Origin of the sequence: Streptomyces coffeae (assembly GCF_016741875.1) — a bacterium.
Taxonomy (GTDB): Bacteria; Actinomycetota; Actinomycetes; order Streptomycetales; family Streptomycetaceae; genus Streptomyces; species Streptomyces coffeae.
The window spans coordinates 86,507-106,895 of record NZ_JAERRF010000007.1 but is presented as its reverse complement, the minus strand read 5'-3'; the positions used below and the strand labels follow the sequence as shown (position 1 = coordinate 106,895).

Genomic DNA, 20,389 nt, shown 5'->3' with positions numbered 1-20,389 from the left:
GGCCGGGAGCGGCCCTGAAGGAGTCCACGTTGAGTGACACCACAGCAGACCCCGCGAGCCGGCGTGTCTTCATCGACAAGCAGAGCCCCAAGGCATACCACGCACTGGTCGAGACGGCCGACGCGGTCCGCGCGGTCGCCGCCGAGTCGGGGCTGGACCGCAGCTTGGTAGAACTGATCAACCTCCGCGTGTCACAGATCAACGGCTGCGCCTACTGCCTCGACGTGCACACCAGGGCCGCGCTGCGCGCTGGTGAGACCACCCAGCGTCTGGGCGTGCTGGCCGTCTGGCGCGACACCGAACTGTTCACGGAACGGGAACGCGTGGCACTCGCCCTGGCGGAGGCGACCACCGAACCCGCGAACGCCGTCGCGCAGGAGAGCGCCTACGAAACAGCTCGCCACGTCCTCAACGACGACGAGATCTCCGCGGTGATCTGGGTGGCGATCACCATCAACGCTTTCAACCGGGTCTCTATCCTGAGCAAGCACCCGGTCCGCGGGATCCCCCTGATAACCGGTTCCCCACGTGGGTGATCGCCACCTCGGTCCGCTCAGCAGGCAGCACTCAAGATCAGGCCGGTAACGGGCCCGGGCGGGACCGGCGCAGGCGGTCCCTTCCTGGCACTCTCAGGCAAGAAGCGGTGCGTTCGAGGACAACAGGCGGCGCGATGTCGCCCTAGCGTGATGACATCCCGTGCCGCGAAGCCCGGACGTCGGACGCCGATGGGTCGATGCCGTCCGTACAGCGCCCTGCCTCATCGAGACAGAGCGTGGTCCTGCGCGCGCCAGTCACTCCGGACGAAGGAACGCGACCTTGCCATACATCACCGTGGGTCAGGAGAACTCCACCACCATCGACCTCTACTACGAGGACCACGGAACCGGGCAGCCGGTCGTCCTCATCCACGGATTCCCGCTCGACGGCCACTCCTGGGAGCGGCAGAGCGCCGTGCTGCTCGACGCGGGCTACCGTGTGATCACTTACGACCGCCGCGGTTTCGGGCAGTCCAGCCAGCCGACGACCGGCTACGACTACGACACCTTCGCGGCCGACCTGAACACCGTGCTGGAGACCCTCGACCTGCGGGACGCCGTCCTCGTCGGGTTCTCGATGGGTACCGGTGAGGTCGCCCGGTACGTGTCCCGCTACGGCTCCGCCCGGATCGCCAAGGTCGCTTTCCTGGCCTCGCTGGAGCCCTGCCTGCTGAAGAGCGAGGACAACCCGGACGGGGTCGCCCCGAAGGAGTTCTTCGACGGCGTGGTCGCGGCCGTCAAGGCGGACCGCTACGCGTACTACACCGCCTTCTACAAGGACTTCTACAACCTCGACGAGAACCTCGGCACCAGGATCAGCGAGGAGGCGGTCCGCAACAGCTGGAACGTCGCCGCGGGCGGCGGCTTCTTCGCCGCCGCTGCCGCGCCGTCGACCTGGTACACCGACTTCCGTGCCGACATCCCGGCCATCGACGTGCCGGCCCTGATCCTGCACGGTACCGCCGACCGGATCCTGCCCGCCGAGGGAACCGCCCGGCCCTTCCACCAGGCGCTCCCGTCCGCCGACTATGTAGAGGTCGAGGGCGCCCCGCACGGACTGCTGTGGACCCACGCGGAGGAGGTCAACACCGCGCTCCTCACCTTCCTGAGCAAGTGACCCCCTGCCAGAGGAAGTGACCCCCTGCCGCAGGCCCGCCCGGCGGGACGCCAAGCTCAGCGGGTCCTCCGTCGGCCCGAGCCGCGCAGGTAGTCGCTGGTCTGTGTGAGCCAGTGGCGGTACGCCCAGCTCACGACAGGGCTGGGAGTCAGCCGGTCGATCACCGGCGGTCGGTAGCGGTAGGTGTACTCCGTGGCGGCGAGCCGCGCGATCGGCGCGGCCCTGCGGCGTCTGGCGCGTTCGTAGCCGCGGAGCGTATCGGCCGTGCCGTCGGGGCCGCGGGCGGTCGTCTCGGTCAGCCGTCCGGTGAGCACCCACGCGTCCTCAAGGGCCTGGTTGGCGCCCTGCGCGACGACGGGCGGCATGGTGTGGGCCGCGTCGCCGACCAGCGTGGCGCGGCCTGTGCCCCATCGGGGCGGGACGCGGTGGGTGTAGTGCGGGAACATTTCGATCTCCGCCTCGTCAACCTTCTCCAGCACCAGCGGCACCGGATCAGCCCAGGCGCCGTAGCGGCGGCGCAGCGTCGGCAGGTGCGGGCCACCGCGGTCGGTGGTGCACGGGTAGCTGAACCACCATTGCAGCAGGCCCTCCCCCGCCGGCATCAGGCCGCAGAAGCCGTCACGGCCGTTGATCATGATCCCGTGGTGCGGGCCGGTGACATCGGCGAGGAAGGTCCCGAGGCCCTGCCAGGTGGCCCACCCGGCGGGCGCCGTGGGGTCGTGCCCCCAGAGCTGCCGGCGGACCGCCGAGCGGTGCCCGTCGGCGCCGATCAGTACGTCCCCGGTGGCCGTGGAGCCGTCCGCGAAGGTGATCGTGACGCGTTTCCCGTCGTCGGTGAAGCGGTTGAAGTCCCGACCGTACTCGATGGTCCCGGACGGCAGACCTTCGGCCAGCCGCTCCAGGAGCGACCGGCGCGGGACGGTCAGGCTCTCGTGGCCCAGTCGCTTCGTCGACGTGAGGACGTCGATCGTGTAGAGGCGTTCTCCCGCGTCGGTTCGGGCGTCGATGCTGTCGATTCGGGCGCCGGCCTCGTCGAGGCGCACGCCGAACTCGCGCAAAATTCCGACGCCTCCGGCCCAGACGGTGATGGCGGCGCCCGTGGTGCGCGGCTTCTCGGCGCGTTCGAAGACGCGCACGTCATGGCCTGCGACGAGTGCTCCGCGCGCGACGGCCAGGCCGCCGACCCCGGCTCCGACCACCAAAAGTTTCAAGACACTCAGCCTCCCTTGCGGCCGATGAGGCCTTCTGGAAAGAAGTGAATCGTCCGGCCTACACTGTCGGATCGGCACATGTGTACCACTTTGGTGACAAATTGTCAGGAGTGGGTCTATGCACTTGGATACCCCGGATACGAAGCTGGTCCTGGAACGCGGCATCGAGCGGCTGCTGGCCATGCAGGACGCGGACGGCTGGTGGTCGCGCTGCCCGGACGCCAACGTCATGGTCGACGCCGTCGACGTGTTCATCCGCGAACTGCTGGGCGTACGCGACGAGAAGACGGTGTCCGCAAGTGCCCGTTGGATTCGGTCGCAGCAGTCCCCGGACGGCGGCTGGACGATCTATCCGCACGGTCCCGGCGACCTTTCGACCACCGTAGAGGCCTACCTCGCGCTCCGCCTGTCGGGAGACGGGCCCGAGCGTCCCCATATGCGGGAGGCCGCCCAATTCGTCAGGTCACAGGGTGGGTTGGCATCCTGTCGGCTCGAAGCCAAGATCTGGCTGGCCTTGTTCGGCCAGGGCTCCTGGGACAGCGTGCCCACGGTCCTGCCCGAGGTCGTCCTGCTGCCGCCCGCGGCGCCCATGTCTCTGTACAAGCTCTCCACGTGGACCCGGCTCGCCCTCGTGCCGCTGGGCCTGGTCCATGACCGGCGGCCGGTCGTCGACCCGGGCTTCCGGCTGGACGAACTCCACTCCGTCGGGAGCAAGTCGGCGGACGCCCGGCACCACTCCCGATCCTCCCCTCCACGCCTCGGGCAGCTCCTGGACCAGGGCGCGCGTGGCCTCAACCGCCTTTCTCCAGGCCCCCTCAGGCGGCGCGCGGTCCGCCGCTCCATCCAGTGGATCCTCGACCGGCAGGAGGCGGACGGCGCGTGGCTGGCGTGCAACGTCGCCTCGGTCTTCTGCCTGCTGGGGCTGTACGCAGCGGGCAAGGACGCGAAGGATCCGGAGATCCAGCGGGGCCTCGAGGGCCTGGACAGCTTCGCGGTGTGGCTGGAGTCGCCCGAGGGGCCGATGCGCCGGATGAACTGCATGCCCACCCCCGTGTGGGACAGCGCGCTGTGCGTTTGGGCGCTGCTCGACGCCGGGCTTCCGGCGGATCATCCCGCGCTGCTGCGGGCCGCCGACTGGCTGGCGGGTCAGGAGGTCCGCGCCTACGGCGACTGGGCCGTGGCCCGGCCGGGCAGCGCGGCGGGCGGCTGGTCGGTCGGGTTCGTCGAAAAGAGCTATCCGGACTGCGACGACACCGCCGTCGTTCTCGAGGCCCTCTCACGGGTGCAGCCGGAGGACCCGGAGGCGGCCGCGGCCCGGCGCGGCGCCGTCAACCGGGGCATCAACTGGCTGCTGACGATGCAGTGCGGCGACGGCGGCTGGGCCGCATACGACGCCGACAACACCTCCCTGATCGCGAGCAAGTTGGCGACTCTCGACTTCACCGAGCTCACTGACCCGCCGTGCCCGGACATCACCGCCCACGCCCTCGAGGCACTGGCCGCCCAGGGGCTGCGGGACCACCCGCGCGTGCGCCAGGCCGTGCGGTGGCTCCTGACCCACCAGGAGAAGGACGGTTCCTGGTACGGGCGTTGGGGCGTCAACTACCTCTACAGCACGGGCGCGGCCGTCACCGCGCTGCGCCGCGCCGGCGTCCCCGAAGACCACGACGCCGTGCGACGGGCCGTCCGATGGCTGACCGGCCGTCAGAATACTGACGGCGGCTGGGGCGAAGGCGTGCAGTCCTACGAGGACCCGGCGCTGCACGGACGGGGAGATTCCACACCCAGCCAGACGGCCTGGGCCCTGCTCGCCCTGCACGCGGCGGGCGTCGCCGCCGGGGACGGACGCGTCCAGCGCGCCCTGGGCTGGCTCGCCATGACGCAGAACGCGGACGGCAGCTGGGACGAGGAGACGTTCACCGGAACCGTCCTGCCCCGGCAGTTCTACATGAGCTACCCCATGTACCGCCAGCTGTATCCGGTCATGGCAATGGGGCGCTATTCACGCTAACTCTGAGGGGGACAGATGAAGAAAAGGATCGTCTCCGCCAACGATCTCACTCAGTACGACGACCTGGCGGACCAATGGTGGAATCCGCGCGGTCCTTTCACCGCACTCAGCTGGATCGCCGCGAAACGCGGCGAGATGATTCCGCCGGCCGCCGGACCGGGCGCCACGCTGGTGGACGTCGCCTGCGGCGGCGGCCTGCTCCACCCCCACATCCAGGGCAAGGGCTACCGCCACATCGGCGTGGACCAGTCCCAGCGGTCGCTGGAGGTGGCCCGTGCGCACGGCGTCGACGAGACGGTCCACACCGATGTGACCAAGATTCCCTTCGACGACGGGAGCGTGGACGTCGTCGTGGCGGGCCAGTGCCTGGAGCATTTCGACGAACCCTATGCTGTGGTCGCCGAATGCTGCCGAATTCTGCGGCCGGGCGGATTCCTGCTGCTCGACACCATCGCCGACACACTGCTGGCGCGCATTCTCATCGTGACGCTCACCGAGAATCTACCGCTGCCGGGCATGGCGCTGAAAGGCACGCACGACCACAGGCTGTTCATCGACCGGATCCGGCTGGCCCTGGTGGCCGAACACCACGGCGTCCCGCTGCGGATGTACGGGCTCTGGCCCCGGGCCACCGACCTTATCCCCTGGTTCTTCGGTCGCAAGGGAACCGTACGCATGGCCACGACGAAGTCCACCAACGTCATGTTCCAGGCGGCCGGCACCAAGCTCGCCGTACCCGGTGAAAGGGGGCGGGCATGACGTCGGCGCAAGCCGCCTCCGGAGCGCGTCAGCCCACCCTGGCCGCCTGGATCGTCGCCTCGGGACCGCCTCTCCTCTTCGTCGTCGTCCTTCAGGGCGCGTACGCGATCTCCGCTGCCCACCACAGCGGCGACCTGTCGGCCTGGCGGGTCGCGCTGACCCTCCTCATCCTGGTGCCCGACTGCGCCGGACGGCGATTCATCAACGACTACGAGGACTACGTACGCGGGCTCGACCAGCCCGGCGGGGTGCGACCGCAGAGCTCTCTCGCCCTGGGACTGGACATGCGGCGGCTGCGTACCGTCGGCCTCGCCTGCTTCGGCGTCGCCTGGGTCGGCCTCGCCGTGCTCGCGATCACCACCAGCCTGTGGCTGCTGCCGCTGATCGCCCTGTGCTATCTGGCGTACTTCAGCTACGCGGGCGGGCCCCGGCCTCTGGGCCACCGGGCCATGGGCGAGCTGCTCGACTTCGTTGTGACGGGCGCCGGCGTCACCCTCATCCTCGCCTGGCTGAACGTCGGGCACGTGGACGGCACCATCGTCCTGGCGTCGCTGGGCCCCGGGTTCCTCTTCGCCGGGCTGATGCTGCACAACAACGCGCGGGACGTCGACAAGGACCGGGCGGCCGGGAAGACCACGCTCCCCCACGTCGTCAGCCCCGCGGTGACCAAGGCCCTCTACGCCTGCTGCCTCCTCGGGTTCTACCTCGTCGTCCTCGCCCTGGCGCTCCGCCTGGACTCCGCGACCGTCCTGCTCCCCGCGGTGACCCTGCCCTGGGCGGCTGCCCTGGTGTGGTCCGTCTCCCGGTCCCGGATCGGGCCGGAGATGATCTCCTGGGCCTGGCTCTACCACCTGATGATCACCGACTTCGTGCTCTTCTCGGTCGGAGCGTGGCTCTGAGATGGGCGCCGAGAGCGGCCCGCCCCGGGCCCAGGACGCGACGTCGGCCGAGCTCGCCGAGGATTTCCCCGCGCTCCGCGGCGATCTCGCCCGCGTCCACGACAGAGTGCTCACATCCCTTACGACAGGCGACCGGCGGATCGACGAGGCGCTGCGCCATCTCGCGGCGCGGCCAGGCCGGTACCTGCGGCCGAGCCTGACCCTGACCTCCGCGTATCTCGTCGCCGGTGACACGCCCACGTCCGAGCGGACCGTCACCGCCGCGACCGCCGTGGAGACGCTCCACCTCGCCACGCTGCACCACGACGATCTGTGCGACCAAGCCGCCGAGCGCCGCGGGCGGGCCACGGCCAACGCGCGCTACGGAGACGATGTGGCGCTCGTCCTCGGCGATTATCTGCTGACCACCGCTCTGGGGCAGGCCGCCTCGCTCGGCACGGAGGAGTCCAGGGCCGCGGTCCGGTGCGCGCAGCGCATCTGCGTGGGCCAGCTCATGGAGCTGCACGACATCGGACGCCCGGAACGCTCGGTGGAGAGCTATATGGCCTCCATCTCCGGGAAGACCGCCGAGCTGCTCTCCCTCAGCGCCCTGCTGGGCGGGCTGACGGCGGGTGCGAGCAGCCGCCAGACCAAGGTGCTGGCCTCGTACGCGTACGAACTTGGTGTGGCCTTCCAGATCTGGAATGACGTACGCGACCTTCGGCCCCCGGCGGGACCGGCGGGCGCCACACCCCACAGCGCCGACCTGTCGCACGGTGTCTATACCCTGCCCGTCATCCATGGGCTGCGCCGGGCGGGCACCCGGCTGCGTCCCCTGATCGGGCCGGGCGCCGGCCCAGAGGCCGTCGCGGAGGCCATCCGGGTCCTGGAGAACAGCGGATCCGTGGCGACCGCCGTCGCGACCGCGAATCAGCATCTGCGGCAGTCCCTCGACGAACTCGGCTCTCTGGACGGCGCGTTCCGCGACGCGCCCCAACGGATCCTGCGCACCATGCGACTGCTGCTCCCAGAGATGGACGCACTGGTCAGCCCTCGCCCGCACCAGTCGGACGTTCGCGGCACGGACCGCTCCTCGCCGGAGGACGGCCGATGAGCCGGACCATGCCCAGCCTCTCCCCGCGCCGGGTGCTCCAGTTCGCCCTCGACCCCTTCACCGGGATGATGGACGCGTACCGTGCCCACGGCTCCGTGGTGGGCGTCGGATACGGCTCACAGCGCACGGCCTTCGTCTTCGGACCGGAGGCGAACTCCTTCGTCTTCGCCAACCCCTCACTCTTCTCCTGGCGCGACTCGTTCGAGGTGATGCTGCCCGTCCTGGGCGACACCGCGCTGCTCGTCACGGACGGCCCGGACCACCAGAGGCGACGTCATCTGACGCTCCCCGCGTTCCACCGGCGGCGCATCGACGCGTACGTACGCCTGATGGCACGGAACACGGCGGCGGCCGTGGAGACCTGGGAGAGCGGCCGAAGGATCGATCTCTACCAGGCGCTGCGCTCGGTGATCCGCCGCAATACGGTCGAGGCTCTCTACGGCGCCCCGCTGGCGACGGACAACCACATGATCGGAGCACGGCTGCAGATCGCGCTCAACTCCACGGACCTCCCCCTGGGCATGCAGCTCTTCCTGACCGGGATTCCCAACCCCATGACGGCCAGGGCGAGAAAAGCCCGTCGGCAGGTGGCGGCCAGGGTGCAAGCCGAGATCGGCCGCCGTCGCGCCAGAGGACCGGGCGCAGCGGGAGCGGGAGGCTGCGAGGCCGAGGGAGGCGACGGGCTGGGGATGCTGCTGGCCGCCCGGGACTCCGAGGGGCGCAGCCTGGGCGACCGCGAGCTCGAGGATCAGGTGATCAGCCTGATCGTCGCGGGGTACGAGACAACCAGCGCGGCCATGGGGTGGACCGTGCACGCGGCGCTCCACACTCCGGGCGTGTGGGACGACGCCCGCAAGGAGGTCGACTCCGTCCTCGGGGACGCCGAGCTCACCGGCGAAGCTCTGGAGCGGCTGCCCTATGTGGACGCGGTCGTGCAGGAGGCCCTGCGGCTTCACCCGCCGGTCGTGGTCCTGCCCCGGGTCGCGGCCCAGGACTTCGAGTTCGCCGGCCACACCATCCGGGCCGGCCGCCGTCTGGCCATCAGCCCGTACGTCACTCACCGGATGCCCGAGGTGTGGCCTCAGCCAACGGAGTTCCTGCCCGAGCGCTGGAGTCCCGGGCACCCCGCGCACCGCCCGGCGACGCCGTCCACCTTTCTGCCCTTCGGCGGCGGCGCGCACCGGTGCATCGGCTCGCCGTTCGCGACGGCCGAGCTGAAAACGATCCTGATCGAGCTGCTGCGGCGGACCGAACTGCGACTGGCGGGGGAGGTGACCCCGGCCAGCATCATGGCCATGCGGCCCCGCCGGGGCGTTCCCGTTGTCGTGCGACGCCGAACGTGATGGGGGACAAGTGAGAATCATCGTGGTGGGTGGTGGGATCGCCGGTCTCGTCACCGCTCTGAGCCTGCACACGGCGGGGTTCAGCCCGCTCGTCCGCGAGTCCGCCCGCGAGATCCACGCGGTCGGCGTCGGCATCAACCTGCTGCCCCACGCCGTACGCGAACTGACCGAGCTGGGTCTCGGCGACGAACTGGCCGCGATCGGCCTGCCGCCGAGGGAGCTGCTCTACTGCGACCGAGTCGGCGAGCGGGTGTGGTCGGAGCCCCTCGGCATCATCGCCGGCTACCGCTGGCCGCAGTACTCGGTGCACCGCGGGCGGCTGCAGATGATGCTGCTGGCGGCGGTACGGCAACGGATGGGCGAGGACGCCGTCCGCACGGGTATGTCGTTCCAGCGCTTCGAGCAGCGCCCGGCCGGCGTGCGCGCCCACTTCGTGGACCGCCGATCGGGGGCGGAGTGCGTCGAGGAGGCCGACGTGCTGATCGGCGCGGACGGCATCGACTCCGCGTTACGGGCTCAGCTACACCCCGGCGAGGGGCTCACGCACTGGAACGGCGTCCATATGTGGCGTGGCGTCAGCGAGTACCCGCACGTCCTCGGCGGCCGCACGATCGTGGTGGCGGGGGGCCGACCGGGATCGAAGTTCGTCGCCTATCCCCTCGTCGACCCTCCGGCCGAGGGCGGGAACGCGCTGATGAACTGGGTGCTGGAGATCCGCAAGAAGGAGGGGGCGGGAGCGCTCGACCGCTCCAGCCGCCCGATCCGCACCAGCGAGGCACTCGGGCGGCTGTCCGACTGGAAGCTGCCGTGGATCGATCTGCCCGCTCTGATAGGCGAGTCCACGGGAATCTACGAATACCCCATGCTCGACCGGGATCCGCTCCCCCGGTGGAGCTTCGACCGGGTCACGCTGCTCGGCGACGCGGCGCATCCCATGTTCCCGATGGGCATGAACGGCGGATCGCAGTCGATCGTCGACGCCCGGGTGCTGGCCTGGTGCCTCACGCGGCAGTCCGACCCGGCCCGGGCGCTGCTGCGCTACGAGGCGATGCGCCGGGAGCCGCTGAACCGACTGGTGCTGGCCAACCGGCAGCTGGGCCCCGAGAAGATCATCGCGCTGGCAGAGGACTTCGGCGGAGAGTTGCCCCGGGAGCGGGCGGAGAGCGTGTCGAGGGAGTACAAGCGGCTGGCCGGCTGCACGGCCGAAGGGCTCAACGAGAGGCACTCCTGGTCCACGTCGCCGGACAGGTTCCACTGAGCGACTCTGCGACGTGGACGTCCACGCACCATCCGATCGATCCGCGCCCTGGTCCTGCGCCTGGGCGGGGAGAGCTTTTCGAAGTCCGCACTCTGACGGGGGCGCGCCTGTACGTCTTCGCCGTGATCGAGCACGCCACCAGGCGCAAGCGGGTCCGGTAGCGACCGATCCTCTTCGGCGGTAGGAAACTTTCCTAACAATAATGCGGGCGAATCCTTGACGCGTACATGGAGGCGCGGCCAGGATGCCTCGGGAACGGCCCCCCACGCCGATCGAGGAGACGACGCAGATGACGTCCACCCCCCGCGCCAAGAAGCCCGTGCAGCCGCTGAAGCCGCTGCGGCCCCTGGTCAAGAACCCCCGCTTAGGAATATCCGTCGCCGCCGGCGCAGCGCTCGCGCTGGTCGGTGGCGTGGCGCTGTGGTCGCCCGCAGGAATCGCGGCCGCCGCCCCCGACCGCACACCGCGCGCCGCCGCCGGGTTCACGGCCGTTGCCGCCGGTGATATCGCCGAGCAGTGCACGGCGAGCGACAGCGACTGCGAACATCCCAAGACCGCCGCGCTGGTGAAGAAGATCAACCCGGCGTTCGTGATGACCATGGGCGACAACCAGTACGACGACGCCCGGCTCAAGGACTTCAAGAAGTACTACGACACGACGTGGGGCGCCTTCAAGAGCAAGACGCACCCCGTCGCCGGCAATCACGAGACCTACGACCCGGACGGCGAACTGGCCGGGTACAAGGACTACTTCGGGTCAGTCGCCTACCCGAAGGGCAAGAGCTACTACAGCTACGACCAGGACAACTGGCACTTCATCGCGCTGGACTCCAACAGCCTGGACCGCGCGCAGACCAACTGGCTCAAGGCCGACCTCGCCGCCAACTCCAAGAAGTGTGTGGCCGCTTACTGGCACCACCCGCTCTTCTCCTCCGGCGAGCACGGCAACGACCCGGTCAGCCGACCGCTCTGGAAGCTGCTCTACGACGCCAAGGCCGAACTGGTCCTCAACGGCCACGATCACCACTACGAGCGCTTCGCACCGCAGGACCCGAACGGCAAGGCCGACGAGAACGGGATCGTCGAACTCCTCGGCGGAATGGGCGGGGCCAACCCGTACAAGATCGAAGAGGTCCAACCGAACAGCGAGAAGCGGCTCACCAAGGCCTTCGGCGTGGTGAAGCTGAACTTCACCGACACCGGCTTCTCATGGAAGCTGGTGGGCACGGACGAGAAGACGAAGGACAGCAGCCCGACCTACCAGTGCCACTGACCGCCGTTCGGCAACCGCACCCACGGACGGTCTGATTGATGTATCTCGCGACCACGGACGCGGCCGCGACGGCGACCAAGGTGACGCGCGGCCGCGTCGGCGGGCCGGTCCTGGCCCTCGGCGCGGTCAGCCTGGTCACCGATATCTCCTCCGAGATCGTCACCGCCGTGCTGCCGTTCTACTTCGTACTCCAACTGGGCCTCTCGCCACTCCAGTTCGGCTTCCTCGACGGCCTCTACAACGGTGTGACCGCGCTGGTGCGACTGTGGGGCGGGCATGCGGCCGACCGCGGCGGACGGCACAAGCTCGTCGCCGGGTGCGGCTATGCGCTCTCCGCGCTGTCCCGGCTCGGACTGCTGCTCGCCGGGGGCGGCACACTCGGCATCGGCGCCTCCCTCGCCGCCGACCGGATCGGCAAGGGCGTACGCACCGGTCCGCGCGACGCTCTGATCTCGCTCAGCGCCCCGCCGGACGCGCTCGGCCGGGCCTTCGGCGTGCACCGGGCGATGGACACCACCGGCGCCCTGCTGGGGCCACTCGCGGCGTTCGCGCTGCTGTGGGCCACCGCCGATGCGTATGACGCGGTGTTCGTCGTGAGCGCTTGCGTCGGGGTGGTGGGCGTGCTGCTGCTGGTGGCCTTCGTACCGGGGCAGGCCAAGCTGCCCCGGCACGAAGGCCACCGACCGGGATCCACCGCACCCCTCCCCCGCGCACGGGTCCTGTTGCCGCTCCGCGACCCCGCCTTCCGGCGCATCTTCGGCGCGGCGGCGCTGCTCGGCGCGGCGACCATCGGTGACTCGTTCCTCTATCTGCTGGTGCAGCGTCGGCTGGACTTCGCGGTGAGCTGGTTTCCGCTGCTGCCGCTGGGCGCGGCGGCGGTCTATCTGCTGCTCGCGGTGCCGGCCGGGCGGCTCGGCGACCGCATCGGCCGGCGGGTGCCGTTCCTCTGCGGGCACACGGCGCTGCTCGCCGGCTATCTCCTGCTGCTGACGTCCGGTGCCGGACCGGTGCTGCTGGTCGGCGTGCTGCTGTTGCTCGGGGTGTTCTACGCCGCCACCGACGGGGTGCTGATGGCGCTCGTCGGGCCGGTGCTGCCGGCCGCCCGGCGTGCCGGCGGGATGGCGCTGCTTCAGACGGGGCAGGCGCTCTGCCGACTGTTGGCGGCCGCCGGGTTCGGCGCGGCCTGGACGCTCTGGGGCACCCGCCCCGCGCTGATCGCCGCCGTCCTCGCGCTGGCCACGGCGCTGGCCGCGGCCGCCGTTCTGCTCCCCCGTCCGGAGCCTCCGGCACGGCCGGATCGCCCGGACTCCACCGGTCCCATGGCCTCGCCAGGTTCCCCTGGTCCCCTGGCCTCCCCGGATCGCCCCGACTTCCCGGACCCCCCGGAAAGGCAACCGTCCCGCACATGAATCCACCCCCCACCTCCCTCTCCTCCCGGCTCGCCGCGCTCTCCCTCCGGGCTCGGGTCATCGCGGTCGTGACCGCCACCGCGCTGCTGGCCACCATCGCCGTCGTCTACACGCTCGGAGCTACCCGGCAGGCCCAACCCACCGACACCGCCTCGGCGTTCGGCCTCGACCACGGCCGGATGTACTTCCGCAGCTCCGGCGCCGGAACCGGCCGGGTGGCCCACCTCCCCGCACCGGCCGTCCGACCGGGCACCGCCGCCCCGGCCTCGGATCGCCACCCCGACCGCCGCACCACCGGCGGCCCGGCCTGCGACCGCTTCTACGCGGCAGCGAGTACGGGGCTGTGCCTCCAGCGTCGCCCCGGCATCCCGCCCAGGTCGTACGCCGTGGTCCTGGACCGGCGGCTGCGTGAGAAGCGGCGGATCGCGCTCACCGGCATCCCCAACCGGGCCCGGGTGTCCGCCTCCGGGCGGATGCTGTCCTGGACGATGTTCGCCACCGGTGACTCCTACGCCACCACCGCGTTCTCCACCCGCACCTCGATCCTGGACACCCGCACCGGCTACCTCATCAAGAACATGGAGGAGATCCCGCTCACCCTCGACGGCCGCCGCTACCACTCCCCCGACGTGAATTACTGGGGCGTCACCTTCGCCCGCGACGACAACCGCTTCTACGCCACCGTCTCGACCCGGGGGAAGACCTACCTCGTCCAGGGCGATATGCGCAGATGGGCGGCGCACACGATCCGCGAGAACGTGGAGTGCCCCTCGCTCTCCCCGGACAACACCCGCCTCGCCTTCAAGAAGCGGGTACGCGAGGGCGCCACCGACCCCTGGCGGCTGTACGTCCTCGATCTGCGGACCCTGCGCGAGCACCCGCTCGCCGAGACCCGCAGCGTCGACGACCAGGCAGCCTGGCTGGACGACCACACCCTCGCCTACGCGCTCCCGGGGCGCGACGGCCGGACCTCCGACGTCTGGACGGTCCCGGCGGACGGCTCCGGCACCCCGTCCCTGCGGGTGCCGGACGCCTCCTCACCCGTCCGCATCCCCTAAAACCCCGGAGGGCGGAGTTGTAGCCGGCCTCGCGGGCTCGTTGCTTGTCGTAGTAGCGGCGGGCGCCGGGTGAGGCCCGCAGGGCTGAGAACGCCTGGCGCTGGAGCGCGTCGGCGAGCCGGTTGTTGCGCACGTAGCGGGCCTGGACGGAGTGGCTCTTGCCGGAGGCCCGGGTGACGGGGCTGGTTCCGGCGTAGTTCTTGCGGGCTTTGGCGGAGCTGTAGCGGGTGGGGTCGTCCCCGAACTCGCCGAGCACCCGGGCGCCGGTGATCTCTCCGATGCCGGGCATCGAGCGGTAGGTCTCAGCGTCCGGGTGCGCGAGAAAATGCGCCTTCACCTGCTCTTCCAGCACGGCTATCTGCTAGTTGAGAGCGAGGAGGAGGCGGGCGTGGGCGGTCGTGGTGGCCCCGTAGGCGGCGGCCACCGGCTCGGGCAGTTCCAGGTGCGTCTCGCGCAGCGCGGCCTGGATGCACCGAACTCCTGAACCGGACCTCGGCCGAACCCTCCACGAGTACCAGCGAGCGGCCTGAACTACGCGGATGATGTATCCACCTCGGCGAGCAGAGCGCGTCCCTGTTGATGCTGATGGCGAAGTCCCGACACAAGAAGCCGGAGAACGTCCGTCGCTACGTCAAACCGTCGCCAGAGCCGATTGCCGAGCTCACGAGCCTGATCGCGCCCGGCCGCAGCTACCGCTGAGCCGCGTTCCTTGATCCTTCTCGGTGCCAACGGCGGAGGCGGAGAGGAGCGTCGCAGCGGCGAGGCTGCCCCAGAGGGCGGCCGGGCCGTGGGGTGCGAGAGCAGTGATGACCGACGGGGAGACGGCGAGGCCAAAGCCCGTGGAGAGCTCGAAGCGGGCGAGGGCGCGTCCCAGGACATGGGCCGGGGCGAGGGCGGTGACGAGCGCGGTGGCGCTGCCGGCATAGATGATCTCGCCGATAGTGCAGACCACGGACACCGCGGCGACGGCCGGGGCACCCCAGCCGTTTCCCAGTGAGGTGGCCGCGAGGAAGCCCAGGTAGGACACGGCGAGTACCACGCCGGCGAGAGCCAGCACGGTCCGCCGGGAGAAGCGGGACATCAGGACGGTTACGGGAACCTGCAGGGTGACCACCAGCACCGTGTTGGCCACGAAGATGGCTGCCGACCACACCGGGGATGCGTGCAACTGTGTCACCAGGACCAGAGGGAGCGCGATTTCGGGGACGTTGAGGCAGAAGACGTAGACCACGTTGGCAGCCAGCAGCGCGCGCATCCGAGGTGCGGGCCCGTCGGCCCTGTCCTTGGCCGGGACAGCGTCCGGATGCGCGTGCAGGTGGACCGACCACGCCAAGGCCGCCGCAGCGAGACAGGCGAGCCCAGTGACGGCGGCCAGCGCCTGCAATGCGGTGGTGCCGCCCGCCAGACATGCGGTGGCGAGGAGCGCGCCCGCGCCCAGGCCGGCGTTGCGCAGGGCGCGGCCTCCCGCGAGAGCGGCGTCGCGTTCCCGGCCGTGGGCGACCGTGGCCACGAGAGCCGCGTGGGCGGCCGGCCATGCCTGGTTGCCGATGCCGAGGAAGAGCGCCGCCGTCGCGAACAGCCAGACGTGCCCCGCCGGGGTGGCCAGCAGCAGCGCCACGCCCAGCACCCGCACCAGCATCGACGCTGCCACGACCGTGCTGCGTGCGCCCCGGTCCAGCCATCGGCCCACTGCGGGCATGCACACGAGGCCCACGACGACGCCGACCGTCATGGCGATGCCGGTGGCCGGCGCGGACAGCCTCAGCACGGTCACCCCGTAGAGCAGCAGAAAGGGCCGCAGCAGGCCGGTGCCGAGCGCGTCCACGGCCAGGGCGACGGCATAGCGGGGGCCTCCGGAGGCGCGGACGAGGGCGCGGGGCTGGATCTTGGTGGTGGTTGCCATGACGGTAACGGTGTGTTCGGCCGCCGGGCTGGGCACGTCGGTTGACGGACACCGTCAACCGACGCCGTCGTCGGCCATCCGGTCAGTGATGCTGAGGGGATGACGTTGAGGATCGACATCAGCGGCCTGCCGGCCGAGCGACTGCGGTTCGCCGCCTCCCCGCTGGCCGAGCTGACCGCGATGCTGCACGTGCTGGCCGAACCAGGGCATCATCCGCAGTTCGCCGGCTGGGCCGGGGACGTCTGGTCCGGGCTGCGGCCGGAGCTGGCCGAGCGGTTGCGGGAGGCGGAGTTCCTCTGGCGTTCCTCACAAGCCGACTTTCTGCTCCCCGCCCGACCTCGGCCCACCCTCGCCGAGGAGTTGGACGACGTGGACCGGATCGACGACGAAACGTATGTGACCGCCGCGCTCGTCACCACGTGCGGCAGCAACCGGGTCCACTTCGCCGCGCTGTCGCCGCTCACCGACGCGACTGCGCGCGAGCGGGCCCTGGACCTGGCCCAGGCCCGCGGCGCGCGGCAAGAGGCCTTCGCGGAACGGCTGCTCGCGGACCCGCCCGCTGTGCGGGCGAGAGTGCGCCACACCCTCGAACAGTGCGCCGAAGCCTTCTTCGACGCCGCCTGGTCGGGCGTCGCCGTGCAGCTCGCCACCGACCTGCGTCTGAAGAACGACCTGCTGAAGCGGCAGGGCATCGGGGAGACACTCGCGTCGGTCTCCGGCGCGGTCACCCTGGCACCGGACGGCGACTGCATCATCGTGGACAAGCTGCAGGACAAGGCGACCGCCGCCCATGGCGCGGGGGTCACCTTCATCCCCAGCGTCTTCGGCAGCCCGCACCTGGTGGTCGTCCACGCGCCCGGATGGCAGCCGGTGGTGCAGTACCCCGTGGCCGAGCCAAGTCCATCAGAGCCGGTGTCGCTGGAAACGATCACACTACGGCTGGAGGCACTCGCACATCCGGTACGGCTGCGCCTGCTGCGCACCCTGGCCCGCGGGCCCCACACCACTGGTGAGCTGGCGCACGCCTGGGAACTGACACCCCCGGAGGTTTCCCGCCACCTCGCTGTCCTGCGCCACGCGGGACTGCTCACGGCCCGGCGGCACGGTCGTTACGTCCGTCACACCCTCAATCTGCACAACGTAACGGTGCTGGGGGCCGACCTGCTGGGGGCCGTATTGCGCTGAGTAACTTCGGTCTGGCAGAACGCGGGCGACCGCCGCCTTCGCGGCATCGTCCGACTCGGCAAGCCACCGAGCACTACCGGTGCGACCCCCTGCTGCCCTCGGGCAGCCGGGCAGCGCACTGGTCAGACCGAGGAAGAACCCTGGCACGTCCTCGCCGATCCCGAAGGCAACGAGTTCTGCCTGCTCAAGACCCGCCTCCACCCACTCTGACGGCGCTGAGCGGTCAGGAGATGAGCGAGCGACCCGTGGGTGCCAGCCGCAGTGTCCGGGGCGCTGCTGTCTGTTCTCTCCCGATGGCCGGCAGGACCTCGTCCCGTATGAGGGGATGAGCCTGCACCTCGGCAAGGTGTCGGCGATACGCACTCTCGTCGGGGTAGGAGGTGAAGACCACAGCGACGTTCTCTCCGGTGCGGACCGGCAGCCTGGCGAATGTGTTGTGTGCTGTCTCGGTGGTCAAGACGGCGAGCGGCGCGGGTCCCGTCTTGCGGAGCACGGGGAGAAGACCGTCCTGGATGAGTGCGATGCCATCTGACCGTCCGGGAGGGAAGGACCAGACGGTGGCGGACACGATCCGGTCCGGTGCCGGAGCACTGGCTTGGGGCCGCTTGGACGGGCAGACGGCGAAGCCGCTCCCGGCCGACGGCGGCCGCAGCAGCAGGACATCGTCGGAGTCGACCATGGTGGCGTTGGCCTGGGAACCGTGCTCGGCCCAGACAGGTCCGCCGTAGAAGGCCGTCAGCGCACGATGCCGTACCGCCATGTTCGGGAACCCGCGCAACCAGACGAAGCGGTCCGGATCGTCAAGGTCTCGGAACTGGCCGAGTACGACCATCCCGGTCTCCTCCTGCGTTTCGACGAACTCCCGGTCGAACAGGTCGATGAGTTCGTCGCGCCGGCCGGGACGCAGTGTGTATTGGCGAAGCTCGATCACGGCGGGGCGGTCGACAGGGTCGGTGGGGAACACGGTGCAACTCCTCTTCGCTGCTCTTGTCCAGGCGTGGCCTTCGGACGGTCCGGTCGGAGCCGGACGCCGATTGACGCTAGGGGACCCGTGTGCCACGTGCTGTCAGGGTTTCCGAGGAGAATGCGCCCATGTCTGCCGGTCGACTGTTGTCGCTGCTGTTGTTGCTGCAAGCTCGTGGCCGCATGTCCGCCCGAGGGGTCGCTGACGAACTGGGTGTGTCCGTGCGGACTGCCTACCGTGACCTGGCGCGTCTGCAGGCCGCCGGGGTCCCGGTCTACGCGGAGCCGGGCCGCGGGGGTGGCTATCAGCTGCTCGACGGCTATCGCACCCGCCTCACCGGGATGAGCGAGGGTGAGGCGCGGGCACTCTTCTTCGCCGGACTGCCTGGACCCGCCGCCGACCTGGGCCTTGCGGCGGAGGTGACGGCAGCACGGCTGAAGCTGCTGGCCGCGCTTCCGACGGGACTGCGCGAGGAAGCCGCGCGGAGCGCGGCGGTCTTCCACCTGGACGCCCCCGGCTGGTACCGGGAAACCGAACAGACACCGCAGCTGCCCCTGCTCGTCGACGCGGTGCTCACGCGGCGTGCAGTGGATGTGCGCTATCGCCGTTGGCGCGCGCCGCAGGAGGTGAATCGCCGCCTTCGTCCCTACGGCTTGGTGCTCAAATCCGGTATCTGGTACCTCGTGGCCGCCGTCGCGGAGAGTCGGATCGCGACCTACCGGGTTGCCCAAGTCCTCGATGCGGTGCTGAGCGACGAGCGGTTCGACCGGCCGCAGGGTTTCGACCTGGGTGCGTACTGGACCTCCTACCTCGACGACTTCGAGACACGCCGCTACACGGGCACAGCCACCATCCGCCTGTCGCCGCGGGGACGCCGGCGCCTGCCCGACAACGTTCCTCCGGAGGTGGTGCGGGCAGTCGACTCCACCGCGACCGCCGTCGGGGACGACGGATGGGTCGAGGCCGTCATCCCGATCGAGAGCACCGACCACGCCCGCGGGGAGCTGCTACGGCTCGGTATCGACGTCGAGGTCGTTTCGCCTGCCGAACTGCGCCAGGCCATGGCCGCCACCGTGGGCGTACTCGCCCGAGCCTACGGAGTCCACTGACGCCAGGAGGGACATGCGGCGTTCATGGTGACCGACTCGCCTACGGGGCGCTGGATACAGACCTGCCGCACCGAACTCCTGGACCGGACCTTGATCTGGAACCAGGGCCACCTCCTCCACGCACTGCGCGAATACGAGTCCTTCTACAACGAACACCGCCCGCACAGGGCCCTGGAACAAGCCGCTCCCTGCCGCCCGCTACCCACATCCACCACCCAACAAGCCCAGCTCACCCCCTGGAAGTCCGCGGACGAGACCGCCGTGGTGTGACCGCTGGCGGCACTTCGCGAACTTCTACGCGGACATGGGCGGAGCTGACGGGTATCACCGCCTTCAACGCTGCTACGAACGCCGCGAAGTCGTCATCGACGCGTCTTCGACCTCGCCGACGCGATCATCACGGTCCATACACTGATCCGTCGAGCCCGGACCAACCACCGCTGGGACACCCACCCCTGGAACGCCCATGACGGTCACCAATCCGCGCGACCTCTTTCCCCGAATCCGTGGCTATATGGCGATGTGGCCGGGGGGAGTCGCGTCCTGCCCGAGTTCCACTCGACGTGTCTTGAGGTCGGGGTGGCGAAGAAGCTTGTGTACCAGTCCGGCAGGCCCGCCGACACAGATCCAGTCGTCGTCGAACAACCGCGACACCAGCCAGCTGCGGTCGGTCGGAAAAATTAGGTCGGGCAGGCTACGGCGTTGACGCCACGTCAGCTTGCGCCAGCTGAGCGCCTGCTCCGGCCCCGCCTCGACCAGCACGTAGTGCCAATTGGCATACAAGGTCACCCGGGAAGCTTCGGGGAAGACGATGTCGTCGGCGCCGCTATCGAGGTATCCCAACCACCAACGCTGCTTCGCCGGCTCAACGCGCAGGACCGACACCAGCGCTCGGTCCAGCACTTCCCAGGCCACGTCGTCGTCCTCCGGCACGACGATCGTGGCGTACCTCTCGAAGACCGGCGGGATCGCGGAGATGATGGTCAGGCCGACCGACGTACCGTCCGCGATCCATGCGCTCTCCGCGCCGGTTCCGATTCGCCAGGAACCACCGTCCGAGGTGGTGACATCCACCCACCCATCATCGCCGGCTCCACGCAGAAGCGCCAACGAATTCGAGTGGGTCGATCAGGCGGGTGCGAGCTCGAGCCGGCCTCCCCCTCGACAGTCCCCGGTCCGGGGTTCTGTCGCGTACCGGCCGTATACGGCCCGCGGTTACGAGGGTAGCCACGCCCTTCGGCCCGTGGGGTCCGAGACGCTC

The 20,389-nt window shown here is 70.1% G+C and carries 19 protein-coding genes and 4 pseudogenes; 18 read left to right on the top strand and 5 right to left on the bottom strand.

The annotated features are described in order from the left end of the window. Window positions 1-29: 29 nt before the first annotated feature. Both JK363_RS13715 and JK363_RS13710 read left to right on the top strand, forming a co-directional pair. The gene (locus JK363_RS13715; protein ID WP_201875141.1) at window positions 30-536 is read left to right on the top strand and encodes a carboxymuconolactone decarboxylase family protein; all 507 of its coding nucleotides are present in this window, start codon (window positions 30-32) and stop codon (window positions 534-536) included. Window positions 537-816: 280 nt separating this feature from the next. Continuing rightward, on the top strand, window positions 817-1,653 hold the full coding sequence (locus JK363_RS13710) for an alpha/beta fold hydrolase (protein ID WP_201875140.1): 837 nt from the start codon (window positions 817-819) through the stop codon (window positions 1,651-1,653). A gap of 56 nt (window positions 1,654-1,709) precedes the next feature. On the opposite strand, the gene JK363_RS13705 is transcribed toward JK363_RS13710, so the two are convergent. Beyond that, a complete protein-coding gene (locus JK363_RS13705; RefSeq protein ID WP_201875139.1) occupies window positions 1,710-2,864 on the bottom strand; it encodes an FAD-dependent oxidoreductase in 1,155 nt (384 codons plus the stop codon). Between the two features lie 118 nt (window positions 2,865-2,982). Here JK363_RS13705 and shc point away from each other — a divergent pair, with 118 nt between their 5' ends. The 9 genes from shc to JK363_RS13660 all read left to right on the top strand — a co-directional run bounded on the left by shc (window position 2,983) and on the right by JK363_RS13660 (window position 13,967). Further along, window positions 2,983-4,875: a squalene--hopene cyclase gene (gene shc, locus JK363_RS13700; RefSeq protein ID WP_201875138.1), complete on the top strand. Its 1,893-nt coding sequence runs from the start codon at window positions 2,983-2,985 to the stop codon at window positions 4,873-4,875. A 15-nt stretch (window positions 4,876-4,890) separates the two neighbouring features. After that, entirely contained in the window at window positions 4,891-5,634 is a 744-nt protein-coding gene (locus JK363_RS13695; RefSeq protein WP_201875137.1) for a class I SAM-dependent methyltransferase, read from the top strand. Next, window positions 5,631-6,533 (top strand): prenyltransferase, encoded by a 903-nt coding sequence (locus JK363_RS13690; protein ID WP_201875136.1) that lies wholly within the window; start codon window positions 5,631-5,633, stop codon window positions 6,531-6,533. The genes JK363_RS13695 and JK363_RS13690 overlap by 4 nt, the downstream gene beginning before the upstream one ends. A 1-nt stretch (window position 6,534) precedes the next feature. Further along, window positions 6,535-7,626 carry a polyprenyl synthetase family protein gene (locus JK363_RS13685; protein ID WP_201875135.1) on the top strand — a complete coding sequence of 364 codons (1,092 nt, stop codon included), beginning with the start codon at window positions 6,535-6,537 and terminating at the stop codon, window positions 7,624-7,626. Continuing rightward, entirely contained in the window at window positions 7,623-8,969 is a 1,347-nt protein-coding gene (locus tag JK363_RS13680; protein WP_201875134.1) for a cytochrome P450, read from the top strand. The genes JK363_RS13685 and JK363_RS13680 overlap by 4 nt, the downstream gene beginning before the upstream one ends. Before the next feature lie 10 nt (window positions 8,970-8,979). Next, window positions 8,980-10,227: a flavin-dependent oxidoreductase gene (locus JK363_RS13675; protein ID WP_201875133.1), complete on the top strand. Its 1,248-nt coding sequence runs from the start codon at window positions 8,980-8,982 to the stop codon at window positions 10,225-10,227. Window positions 10,228-10,516: 289 nt separating this feature from the next. Beyond that, the gene (locus JK363_RS13670; protein WP_201875132.1) at window positions 10,517-11,500 is read left to right on the top strand and encodes a metallophosphoesterase family protein; all 984 of its coding nucleotides are present in this window, start codon (window positions 10,517-10,519) and stop codon (window positions 11,498-11,500) included. 38 nt (window positions 11,501-11,538) lie between these two features. Beyond that, the gene (locus tag JK363_RS13665; RefSeq protein WP_201875131.1) at window positions 11,539-12,909 is read left to right on the top strand and encodes an MFS transporter; all 1,371 of its coding nucleotides are present in this window, start codon (window positions 11,539-11,541) and stop codon (window positions 12,907-12,909) included. Beyond that, window positions 12,906-13,967, top strand: a complete 1,062-nt coding sequence (locus tag JK363_RS13660) for a TolB-like translocation protein (RefSeq protein ID WP_201875130.1) — start codon at window positions 12,906-12,908, stop codon at window positions 13,965-13,967. The genes JK363_RS13665 and JK363_RS13660 overlap by 4 nt, the downstream gene beginning before the upstream one ends. A gap of 61 nt (window positions 13,968-14,028) precedes the next feature. On the opposite strand, the pseudogene JK363_RS44650 reads toward JK363_RS13660, so the two are convergent. Next, window positions 14,029-14,256 (bottom strand): annotated as a pseudogene (locus JK363_RS44650) (transposase); the annotation flags it as partial. A 36-nt stretch (window positions 14,257-14,292) separates the two neighbouring features. Here JK363_RS44650 and JK363_RS13650 point away from each other — a divergent pair. Further along, a complete protein-coding gene (locus tag JK363_RS13650) occupies window positions 14,293-14,451 on the top strand; it encodes a hypothetical protein (RefSeq protein WP_201875129.1) in 159 nt (52 codons plus the stop codon). 68 nt (window positions 14,452-14,519) lie between these two features. Beyond that, a pseudogene (locus JK363_RS42350) lies at window positions 14,520-14,666 on the top strand (site-specific integrase); the annotation flags it as partial. Here the strand turns inward: JK363_RS42350 and JK363_RS13645 are convergent. Further along, window positions 14,629-15,870 carry an MFS transporter gene (locus JK363_RS13645; protein ID WP_201875128.1) on the bottom strand — a complete coding sequence of 414 codons (1,242 nt, stop codon included), beginning with the start codon at window positions 15,868-15,870 and terminating at the stop codon, window positions 14,629-14,631. The pseudogene JK363_RS42350 and the gene JK363_RS13645 sit on opposite strands and share 38 nt — an antisense overlap. Before the next feature lie 99 nt (window positions 15,871-15,969). On the opposite strand from JK363_RS13645, the gene JK363_RS13640 reads away from it, so the two are divergent. Together JK363_RS13640 and JK363_RS44645 are read left to right on the top strand one after the other, a co-directional pair. Next, the gene (locus JK363_RS13640) at window positions 15,970-17,055 is read left to right on the top strand and encodes a helix-turn-helix domain-containing protein (protein WP_201875127.1); all 1,086 of its coding nucleotides are present in this window, start codon (window positions 15,970-15,972) and stop codon (window positions 17,053-17,055) included. Window positions 17,056-17,100: 45 nt separating this feature from the next. Next, complete coding sequence (locus JK363_RS44645) at window positions 17,101-17,265, top strand: VOC family protein (RefSeq protein WP_372444766.1); 165 nt, start codon at window positions 17,101-17,103, stop codon at window positions 17,263-17,265. A gap of 13 nt (window positions 17,266-17,278) precedes the next feature. On the opposite strand, the gene JK363_RS13630 is transcribed toward JK363_RS44645, so the two are convergent. Continuing rightward, entirely contained in the window at window positions 17,279-18,019 is a 741-nt protein-coding gene (locus JK363_RS13630) for an NIPSNAP family protein (RefSeq protein ID WP_201875126.1), read from the bottom strand. Window positions 18,020-18,147: 128 nt separating this feature from the next. Between JK363_RS13630 and JK363_RS13625 the strand changes: the two genes are divergently transcribed. From JK363_RS13625 to JK363_RS42345, 3 genes and pseudogenes are all read left to right on the top strand, one after another. Continuing rightward, window positions 18,148-19,128 (top strand): helix-turn-helix transcriptional regulator, encoded by a 981-nt coding sequence (locus JK363_RS13625; protein ID WP_201875125.1) that lies wholly within the window; start codon window positions 18,148-18,150, stop codon window positions 19,126-19,128. A 48-nt stretch (window positions 19,129-19,176) separates the two neighbouring features. Further along, window positions 19,177-19,359, top strand: a pseudogene (locus tag JK363_RS13620) (integrase core domain-containing protein); the annotation flags it as partial. Between the two features lie 85 nt (window positions 19,360-19,444). Continuing rightward, a pseudogene (locus JK363_RS42345) lies at window positions 19,445-19,584 on the top strand (IS5/IS1182 family transposase); the annotation flags it as partial. Between the two features lie 54 nt (window positions 19,585-19,638). Here the strand turns inward: JK363_RS42345 and JK363_RS13615 are convergent. Further along, window positions 19,639-20,202, bottom strand: a complete 564-nt coding sequence (locus tag JK363_RS13615) for a hypothetical protein (RefSeq protein ID WP_201875124.1) — start codon at window positions 20,200-20,202, stop codon at window positions 19,639-19,641. Window positions 20,203-20,389: the final 187 nt, after the last annotated feature.